This window comes from Variovorax sp. MPBD4-3 (assembly GCF_058809745.1).
This window is the reverse complement of the sequence record NZ_JBXASW010000113.1, coordinates 1-8,807: the sequence shown is the minus strand read 5'-3', so window position 1 is coordinate 8,807 and position 8,807 is coordinate 1. Positions and strand designations below refer to the sequence as shown.

The following is an 8,807-nucleotide window of genomic DNA, read 5'->3' as shown; positions in this document are numbered from 1 at the left end:
CCACCCAACCCCATTTCGAGTCCCCGCGCGGCCCCTCGGTCGAACTCATCAAGCTGCTGCGCGAGAAGTCGCCGCAGCAGATATCCGAGCTGATGCACCTGTCGGACAAGCTCTCTGCCCTCAACGTGGCCCGCTACGAGGCCTGGTCGAGCAAGAGCACGCCCAGGAACGCCCGCCAGGCCGCCTTCGCCTTCGACGGCGACGTCTACGGCGGCCTGGACGCCCGCACGCTCACCCGGGCGCAGCTCGACTGGGCGCAGGACCACGTCTGCATCCTCAGCGGCCTCTACGGCCTGCTGCGCCCGCTCGACCTGCTGCAGCCCTACCGCCTCGAGATGGGCACCGCCCTGGCCAACCGCCACGGCAAGGACCTCTACGCCTTCTGGGGCTCGCGCATCGCCGAGCACCTGAACGAGCGGCTCGCGGCCGACCGCACGCCGGTGGTCGTCAACGTGGCCTCGCAGGAGTACTTCAAGTCGGTCGACAGGAAGGTGCTCAAGGCCCGTGTGGTCGAATGCGTGTTCGAGGAGTGGAAGGGCGACAAGTACAAGATCGTCAGCTTCTTCGCCAAGCGCGCCCGCGGCCTGCTGGCCCGATGGGCGGCGCAGCACAAGGCAGCGACGCCCAAGGCACTGGAAAAGTTCGACCTCGAGGGTTATGGTTTCGACGCTCAAGTGTCGACAGCCGAAAGGCTGGTGTTCAGGAGAAGGCTGGGATGACCCCCAGTCTTCGCGCACTTCGTGTCGCTTCGCCAACCCCCTTCCAGGGGGCAACACCGGCGGCCCGGCAATGCCGGTTCCGCGGTGTTGCTGGCGCGAGCAGCGGTGGTTTCATGCGTCTTGAGTCTTGGCGCAACTTGGAGGTTTACTGAGATGTCGCAAGCGATCAGTCCGGAACTGCGCGAATGGCTGGTGGCCCAGCTCGCGGCCGGGCACTCGGTGCCGGCGCTGCGCGCGTCCATGCGCGCGGCCGGCTGGCATGACGCCGCCGCCGATACGGCGCTGGCCCAGCTCGAAGCCGGTTTTCCCAACGTCGAGGTGGCGCTGCCGCCCGTGCGCACCGAAATGCCCGGCCCCGACCTCGACGGCGCGCCGCTGTACCTCGATGCCGGCGACCGCCGCGTGCAGGTGCTGCAGACCATGCGGCATCCGCGCGTGGTGGTGTTCGGCAACCTGCTGTCGGGCGAGGAGTGCGAGGGCCTGATCGCCGCCGCGCGGGTGCGGCTGGCGCGCTCGCTCACCGTGGAAACGCGCACCGGCGGCGAGGTGCTCAACGTCGACCGCACCAGCGACGGCATGTTCTTCGAGCGCGGCGAGAACGAGATCGTCGCGCGCCTGGAGCAGCGCATCGCCATGCTGCTGCGCTGGCCGCTCGAGTTCGGCGAGGGCCTGCAGATCCTGCGCTACGCCCCCGGCGCGCAGTACCGCCCGCACTACGACTACTTCGACCCCGGCGAGCCCGGCACGCCCACCATCCTCAAGCGCGGCGGCCAGCGCGTGGCCACGCTCGTCATGTACCTGCAGGAGCCCGAGGGCGGCGGCGCCACCACCTTCCCCGACGTGGGCCTCGAGGTGGCCCCGGTGCGCGGCACCGGCGTGTTCTTCAGCTACGACCGGCCCGACCCCGTCACCCGCACCCTGCACGGCGGCGCGCCGGTGCTGGCGGGCGAGAAGTGGGTCGCCACCAAGTGGCTGCGCGAGCGCGAGTTCAAGTAGGCAAAAAGGAACCGATGAAAGTCACCGCCAACGGGCTGCAGATCGAAGTCGACGACACCGGAGGCGAAGGGCGCCCCGTCATCCTGCTCATCATGGGCCTGGGCATGCAGCTGGTGGCATGGCCGAACGGCTTCGTGCAGCGGCTGGTGGACGCGGGCTTTCGCGTGGTGCGCCACGACAACCGCGACATCGGCCTGAGCCAGGGCTTCGACCACGCGGGCACCGGCAACGTGGTGTGGCAGACCATCCGCCACCGGCTCGGCCTCAAGGTGCGCTCGGCCTACACGCTGCAGGACATGGCGCTCGATTCGCTCGGCGTGCTCGACGCGCTGGGCATCGCGCGGGCGCACATCGTCGGCGCCTCGATGGGCGGCATGATCGCCCAGCGCATCGCCGCCTTCGCACCCCAGCGCAGCACCAGCCTCGTGAGCATCATGAGTTCCAGCGGCGCGCGCGGCCTGCCCGGGCCGCGCCGCGAGGTAACGGCCATGCTCATGCGCCGGCCCCTGGGCAAGAGCGAGGCCGAACTGGTGACGCACAGCATCAGGCTGTTGCGGCTGATCCAGAGCCCCGCCTACCCGCAGACCGACCAGGAGCTGGCCGAGCGCCTGACCTTCAGCATGCGGCGTTCCTACCACCCGGCCGGCCTGATGCGGCAGATGCTCGCCATCGGCGCGGACGACGAGCGCCCCCAGGTGCTGCCACGCATCCAGTGCCCGGCGCTGGTGCTGCACGGCGACGCCGACGCGCTCGTGCCCATGGCCTGCGGCGAAGACACCGCCCGGCGCATTCCGGGCTCGCGTTTCGTTTCCGTACCCGGCATGGGCCACGACCTGCCGCCCGAGGTGTGCGCCATCCTCGCCAACCACATCGCACCGTTCGCGCACGCGGCCGAAGCCCGAGATCCAAAGCCATGAGCACAGACCACAACCCCAACACCCCCGAGCAATCGCAACTGGGCCGCGCCTCGGCCTACGCGGACCGCTACGACCCCTCGCTGCTGTTTCCCATCGCGCGCGCCACGCAGCGCGAGGCCATGGGCATCAAGTCCGGCGCCTTGCCCTTCTTCGGCGCCGACCTGTGGACCGCGTTCGAGGTGAGCTGGCTCAATGCGCGCGGCAAGCCGCAGCTGGCCATCGCGCACTTCACCATCCCGTGCGAGACGCCCAACATCATCGAAAGCAAGAGCTTCAAGCTCTACCTGAACAGCTTCAACAACAGCACCTTCGCCAGCATCGACGCCGTGCGCGAGCACCTGCGCACCGACCTCGCCGAGGCCGCCTGGCGCGGCAGCGACCAGTCGGGCGGCATCGGCGTGAAACTGCTCACGCCCGAGCTGTTCGACCGCGAACCGGTGCATGAGATCGACGGCCTCGACCTCGACCGGCTCGACATCGAGTGCACCCGCTACCAGCCCGCCCCCGATCTGCTGAGCAGCGACAGCACGCAGGTGCACGTGAACGAAACCCTCACCAGCCGCCTGCTGAAGAGCAACTGCCTCGTCACCGGCCAGCCCGACTGGGGCAGCGTGCAGATCCGCTACAGCGGGCCGCCCATCGACCAGGCCGGGCTGCTCGCGTACATCGTGAGCTTTCGCAACCACAACGAATTCCACGAGCCCTGCGCCGAGCGCATGTTCACGGACATCTGGAGCCGCTGCAAGCCCACCAAGCTCGCGGTGTATGCGCGCTACACGCGGCGCGGCGGACTGGACATCAACCCGTTCCGCACGAGCTGGCCGCAGGCGCTGCCGGCGAACATCCGTACCGCGCGGCAGTAGGCCGCCGGGGCTTTGCCGAAGCCCCTCTTCGGAAACCCGAAACCCGCGCCCGCCGCTCCTGTGGCATTCTGGATTTGCCCGCCGATCGCGCGGGCGAACATCCGGAGCACAGACAAGCATGGTTGAAGGAAAAGTGGTCGTCGTCACCGGCGCGGGCGGCGGCATCGGGCGCGACATCGCGCTGGCGATGGCGGCGCATGGCGCGAAGGTGGTGGTCAACGACATCGGCGCCGCGCTCGACGGCGAAGGCGGCAGCGCGGGCCCCGCGCAGCAGGTGGTCGACGAGATCCGCGCGGCAGGCGGGCAGGCCGTGCCCAACACCGACAACGTGGCCGATGCCGCCAGCGCCGCGCGCATCGTGCAATGCGCGCTCGACAGCTTCGGCCGCATCGACGCGGTGGTCAACAACGCGGGCATCCTGCGCGACCGCTTCTTCCACAAGATGTCGGTCGACGAGTGGGACTCGGTGCTCAAGGTGCATCTTTACGGCTCGTATTACGTGAGCCGCGCCGCCGCCACGCACTTCAAGGAGCAGAACTCGGGCGCGCTGGTGCACATGACCTCGACCTCGGGCCTCATCGGCAACTTCGGGCAGGCCAACTACTCGGCGGCCAAGCTCGGCATCGTCGCGCTGTCGAAGTCGATCGCGCTGGACATGCAGAAATTCAACGTGCGCTCCAACTGCATCGCGCCCTTTGCCTGGAGCCGCATGATCGGCGCCATTCCCACCGACACCGACGAGCAGCGCGCCCGCGTCGACAAGATCAAGCAGATGACGCCCGCCAAGGTCGCGCCGCTTGCGGTGTACCTGGCGAGCGACGCGGCCGGCGCGGTCAACGGGCAGATCTTCTCGGTGCGCAACAACGAGATCTCGCTCATCAGCCAGCCGCGCCCGGTGCGCTCCATCCACCGCTCCGAGGGCTGGACGCCGCAGAGCATCGCCGAGCACGCCATGCCCGCGATGCGCGCCAGCTTCTTCCCGCTGGACCGTTCGGCCGACGTGTTCAGCTGGGACCCGGTCTGAGGACAAACCCGCAGCAGTCCGGGCGCGGCTTCGGCTTCATTCGCCGGACAATGCGCGTTCCCTTCCTCCTTCGTGCCCGCGCCCGGTGAACCTGCACTTCGACCTGTTCGACCTGAAACTGTTCGTCTACGTGGCGGACGCGCACAGCCTCACGCGCGGTGCGGAGAAAGCCTGCATCTCGCTGGCCGCGGCCTCCACCCGCATCAAGCAGATGGAAGAGGCCGTGGGCGGCAAGCTGCTGCACCGCAGCGCGCAGGGCGTGACGCTCACTGCCGCCGGGCAGGCCGTGCTGTATCACGCCAAGCGCGTGATGCAGCAGATGGAGCACCTGCGCTGCGACATGCAGGACTTCGGCAAGGGCATCAAGGGCCATGTGAGGGTGTTCGCCAACACCACGTCGATCACCGAATACCTGCCGCAGAAGCTGGCCGGTTTCCTCACGCAGCATCCTGCCGTGCAGGTGGACCTGCGCGAATACCTGAGCGAGGAGATCGTGCGCGCGGTGGCCGACGGCGAGGCCGACATCGGCATCCTCGCGGGCGACGTGCACACCGGCGACTTCGACGCGCGCCCCTTCGGCAGCAACCAGCTCGTGCTGGTCGTGCCCACCACGCATCACCTGGCGGGCGCGCCCTCCGTGGCATTCGCCGACACGCTCGACGAGCAGCACGTGGGCCTGCACCACGGCAGCGCCATCCACCGCTTCCTGCAGCGCCGCGCCGAGCTGGCGGGCCGGGGCTTCAACCCGCGCATCCAGGTGAGCAGCTTCGAGGCCATCTGCCTGATGATCGAGGCGGGTGTGGGGGTGGGCGTGCTGCCGGCGTCTTCGGCGCAGCGCCTGTCGATGGCGATGCGCATCTCGACCGTGGCGCTCAGCGATGCCTGGGCCGAGCGCGAGCTGAAGCTGATCGCGCGCAACCGCGATCAGCTGCCGGCCTCCGCGCGCGAGCTGTTCGACCACCTTGTTTCGCACTGAGGGCGCGCACGCCATGTCCGCCGACCTGAAGTCGCTGCGCCTGTTCGTGACCGTGGCCGACCACGGCAGCATCAGCGAAGGCGCCAAGCGCTGCCACATCGCGCTTGCGGCCGCCAGCAAGCGCATCTCCGACCTCGAGGCCCGAGCCAGGCTGCCGCTGCTGGTGCGCCATGCGCGCGGCGTCACGCTCACTTCGGCGGGGCATGGCCTGCTGCTGCATGCGCGCGCCGTGCTCTCGGCCATGGACCGCCTCGGCGCCGAGTTCGACGATTTCCAGAACGGCGTGGCGGGCGTGGTCAGCATCACGGCCAACGCGTCGACCATCGCGCAGTTCCTGCCGGCGCAGATCGGCTCCTTCCTGCGGCTGCACCCGGTGCTGAAGATCGACCTGCAGGAGCGCGCCAGCACCGAGGTGGTCAAGGCCGTGCAGGCGGGCCTGGCCGACATCGGCGTGATCGAGAGCCATACGCCCGCCGACGGCCTCGAATGCCTGCCGTACCGCGACGACGAACTGGCCGTGGTGATCGCGCGCGACCATCCTCTGGCCCGGCGCAAGCGCATCGGCGTGGAAGAGGTCTTGCGCTACGACCATATCGTGGTGCGCGAAGGCACCGCGTTGCACCGGGTGCTGCTGGCCGCCGCGCTGGAGGCGCAGGTGCCGCTGAAGGTGCGCATGCAGGTGGGCAGTTTCGACATGGTGTGCCGCATGGTGGAGCAGGGCGTGGGCATCGGCGTGCTGCCTTATGCGGCCATCCTGCCGCAGCTGCAGATACTGCGGCTGCGCTGCCTGAAGCTCGACGCGCCATGGGCGCTGCGCCGCCACCTGCTGTGCGTGCGCAGGCAGCAGGACCTGACCGTGGCCGCGCGCTCCGTGCTCGAGCACCTCGGCCGGCCGGACTGAACGCGAGGGCGCGCGAGCCTTCGCGCCGCGCGAAGCCTCGCGCTCGCCAAAAACGAATTGTTCTCCCGTGGCCCGCGCGCAAAGATCGCGCAAACCAAAGGAGACACCCTTGAAGATCGTTCGCGTCAGCGCCACGCCGCTGAACATTCCCGTGACCATCGACGTGGTCGGCCTGAACAAGCAGACCTCGCTGTCGCTGTGCCTTACGGAGATCGAGACCGACACCGGCCTCGTCGGCCACGGCATGACCGCCATCACCGAGGAAGAAATCATCGCCGCCGCCGTGCGCGAAGTGGCCGGCCCCGCGCTGATCGGCGAAGACCCGATGGCCACCGAGCGCCTGTGGGAGAAGCTCTACTGGCTGCTCTCGCCGCGCGGCCAGACCGGCTATGCCAGCCACACCATCGCCGCGCTGGACATCGCGCTGTGGGACATCAAGGCCAGGGCGCTTGGCCAGCCGCTGTGGCGCCTGCTGGGCGGCGCGCGCGTCAGGGTGCCGGTGTACGCCACCTTCGGCTTCGGCTTCTTCGAGCGCGACCAGCTCGCCGCCGCCGCCAGGCTGTGGGTCTCCCAGGGCTTCCAGCGCCTGAAGATGACCGTCGGCAACCACGCGCTCGCGCGCCGCGACGAGCCACGCCCGCTCGACGAGGTCATCGCCGAGGACGTGCGCCGCGTGGCGGCGGTGCGCGAGGCGGTGGGCCCCGACGTGAAGCTGTACGTCGACGCCAACTGCGGCCTCGACCTGTTCCACGCCACCGAGCTGGCGCACCGCATCGAGCCCTACGGCATCAGCTTCTTCGAGGAGCCGCTCACGCAGAACGACGTGCGCCAGATGGCCCAGCTGCGCGCGCGCACCCGCATTCCGCTGGCCTGCGGCCAGAACGAGGGCCTGGCCTTCCGCTTCCGCGACCTGCTGGTGAACCAGGCCGCCGACGTGCTCCAGCCCAACGTGACCATCTCTGGCGGCTACTCGCAGGTGCTGAAGGTCGCGGGCATGGCGCAGGCCTTCAACGTGCCCATCGACAACGGCGGCGCCTGGCCCTTCCACAACATGCACCTGCATGCGGGCGTGTCGAACGGCGGGCTGGTCGAGTACCACTACGTGGCGGTGCAGATGCTCAAGCAGATCTTCGACGGCCTGCCGGTGCCCGACCAGGGCTGGCTCACGCTGCCCGAGACGCCGGGCCTGGGCTTCGCTCCCAATGCCGACCGCGTGCGCGAGCTGGCGAAGCTGCCGACCTCGCACGGCAAGGGCAAGGCCTGAGCAGCCGGCCGGCGATTCAGACCAAGACAACGGAGACAAGATGAAAGCCAGACAAGCGATTCGACCCGAGCGCCGCCATGCACTGCGCGCGATGGCGGCCCTGGGCCTTGCGGGTGCCTTTGCCCTCGCGGCGCCCGTGGCCCGGGCCCAGAAGTACCCCGACAAGCCGATCCGCCTCGTGGTCGGCTATTCGGCCGGCGGCGGCGTGGATGCGGTGGCCCGCCTGCTCGGCGTGCGCCTGTCGGCCGTGCTGGGCCAGCAGGTGCTGGTGGAGAACCGCACCGGCGCCACGGGGCTCATCGCGGCCGAGTTCGTCGCCAAGGCGCCGCCCGACGGCTACACGCTGATGATGGGCGACAGCGCCTTGCTCATCGCCAAGCTGCTGCAGCCGAAGATCGGCATCGATCCGCTCACCAGCTTCAAGCCGGTGGCGGGCGCGTTCATCTCGCCGCTGATGATCGTCGCCAACAACGACTTCCCCGCGAAGACGCCCGCGGAGCTGGTGAAGGAACTCAAGGCCAATGCCTCGCGCTATTCGTATGCCACGTCGGGCGTCGGCACGGTGCAGCACCTGGGCTTCGAGATGCTCAAGCAATCCACCGGCAGCTCGGTGGTGCATGTGCCTTACCGCGGCGCCGCGCAGATCGTGCCGGACGTGATCGGCGGGCAGATTCCCCTTGGCGTGGTGAGCGCGACGGCAGGCATGGCGCAGGCCAAGGCGGGCAAGCTGCGCGCGGTGGCGCTGATGAACACGGCGAAGCTCGAAGGCGCGGAGAGCGTGCCGCCGCTGGCCGATGCGTTGCCGGGCTTCGATGTGGCGCCGCGCATCTTCGTGCTGGCGCCGGCTGGCACACCGAACGAAGTGGTCGAGCAGCTGTCGGCTGCGGTGAAGTCGGTGCTCGACTCGCCGGAGGCAGGTGCTGCTGCCGCGGCGCAGGGCACGCTGCGTGCCTATTCAACGCCATCGCAGCTTGGGAAGGACATGGCTGCGGAGACTTCGCGGTGGAAGAAGATCATTTCTGACCAGCGCATCGTGGCTGAGGGGAACTGATTTCTGCTGTTTCAGGGCTCGCTCACGCCGACGGGGTACCTTGCTCCGCGAATGTCCCCCGGGGCTTCGCCCCTCCTCCTTTATTTCGCTGCGCAA

9 protein-coding genes are annotated in these 8,807 nt (G+C 69.1%); all 9 read left to right on the top strand.

All coding sequences use genetic code 11. The annotated features are described in order from the left end of the window. The coding region (gene yaaA, locus AC1RVW_RS30450) for a peroxide stress protein YaaA (protein ID WP_493204450.1) at nucleotides 1–719 on the top strand (719 nt) is incomplete at its 5' end. 153 nt (nucleotides 720–872) lie between these two features. After that, nucleotides 873–1,715 carry a 2OG-Fe(II) oxygenase gene (locus tag AC1RVW_RS30445; protein WP_081265765.1) on the top strand — a complete coding sequence of 281 codons (843 nt, stop codon included), beginning with the start codon at nucleotides 873–875 and terminating at the stop codon, nucleotides 1,713–1,715. 14 nt (nucleotides 1,716–1,729) lie between these two features. Further along, complete coding sequence (locus tag AC1RVW_RS30440) at nucleotides 1,730–2,632, top strand: alpha/beta fold hydrolase (protein WP_493204448.1); 903 nt, start codon at nucleotides 1,730–1,732, stop codon at nucleotides 2,630–2,632. Further along, nucleotides 2,629–3,495, top strand: coding sequence for an NADPH-dependent 7-cyano-7-deazaguanine reductase QueF (gene queF / locus AC1RVW_RS30435; protein ID WP_493204446.1), 867 nt, complete (start codon nucleotides 2,629–2,631; stop codon nucleotides 3,493–3,495). The genes AC1RVW_RS30440 and queF overlap by 4 nt, the downstream gene beginning before the upstream one ends. A gap of 118 nt (nucleotides 3,496–3,613) precedes the next feature. Next, the gene (locus AC1RVW_RS30430) at nucleotides 3,614–4,519 is read left to right on the top strand and encodes an SDR family NAD(P)-dependent oxidoreductase (RefSeq protein WP_493204444.1); all 906 of its coding nucleotides are present in this window, start codon (nucleotides 3,614–3,616) and stop codon (nucleotides 4,517–4,519) included. A gap of 85 nt (nucleotides 4,520–4,604) precedes the next feature. After that, entirely contained in the window at nucleotides 4,605–5,495 is an 891-nt protein-coding gene (locus AC1RVW_RS30425; RefSeq protein ID WP_081265769.1) for a LysR family transcriptional regulator, read from the top strand. 13 nt (nucleotides 5,496–5,508) lie between these two features. Then, nucleotides 5,509–6,396, top strand: a complete 888-nt coding sequence (locus tag AC1RVW_RS30420; protein WP_493204442.1) for a LysR family transcriptional regulator — start codon at nucleotides 5,509–5,511, stop codon at nucleotides 6,394–6,396. A gap of 109 nt (nucleotides 6,397–6,505) precedes the next feature. Then, the gene (locus AC1RVW_RS30415; protein WP_493204440.1) at nucleotides 6,506–7,660 is read left to right on the top strand and encodes a mandelate racemase/muconate lactonizing enzyme family protein; all 1,155 of its coding nucleotides are present in this window, start codon (nucleotides 6,506–6,508) and stop codon (nucleotides 7,658–7,660) included. A 40-nt stretch (nucleotides 7,661–7,700) separates the two neighbouring features. Further along, nucleotides 7,701–8,711 carry a Bug family tripartite tricarboxylate transporter substrate binding protein gene (locus AC1RVW_RS30410; protein ID WP_493204438.1) on the top strand — a complete coding sequence of 337 codons (1,011 nt, stop codon included), beginning with the start codon at nucleotides 7,701–7,703 and terminating at the stop codon, nucleotides 8,709–8,711. The last annotated feature ends 96 nt before the right edge of the window (nucleotides 8,712–8,807 follow it).

Excerpts from the sequence above, each read along its gene's own strand:
- AC1RVW_RS30445 (WP_081265765.1), top strand. The coding sequence starts at position 873 with ATGTCGCAAGCGATCAGTCCGGAACTGCGCGAATGGCTGGTGGCCCAG.
- AC1RVW_RS30440 (WP_493204448.1), top strand. The coding sequence starts at position 1,730 with ATGAAAGTCACCGCCAACGGGCTGCAGATCGAAGTCGACGACACCGGA.
- queF (WP_493204446.1), top strand. The coding sequence starts at position 2,629 with ATGAGCACAGACCACAACCCCAACACCCCCGAGCAATCGCAACTGGGC.
- AC1RVW_RS30430 (WP_493204444.1), top strand. The coding sequence starts at position 3,614 with ATGGTTGAAGGAAAAGTGGTCGTCGTCACCGGCGCGGGCGGCGGCATC.
- AC1RVW_RS30420 (WP_493204442.1), top strand. The coding sequence starts at position 5,509 with ATGTCCGCCGACCTGAAGTCGCTGCGCCTGTTCGTGACCGTGGCCGAC.
- AC1RVW_RS30410 (WP_493204438.1), top strand. The coding sequence starts at position 7,701 with ATGAAAGCCAGACAAGCGATTCGACCCGAGCGCCGCCATGCACTGCGC.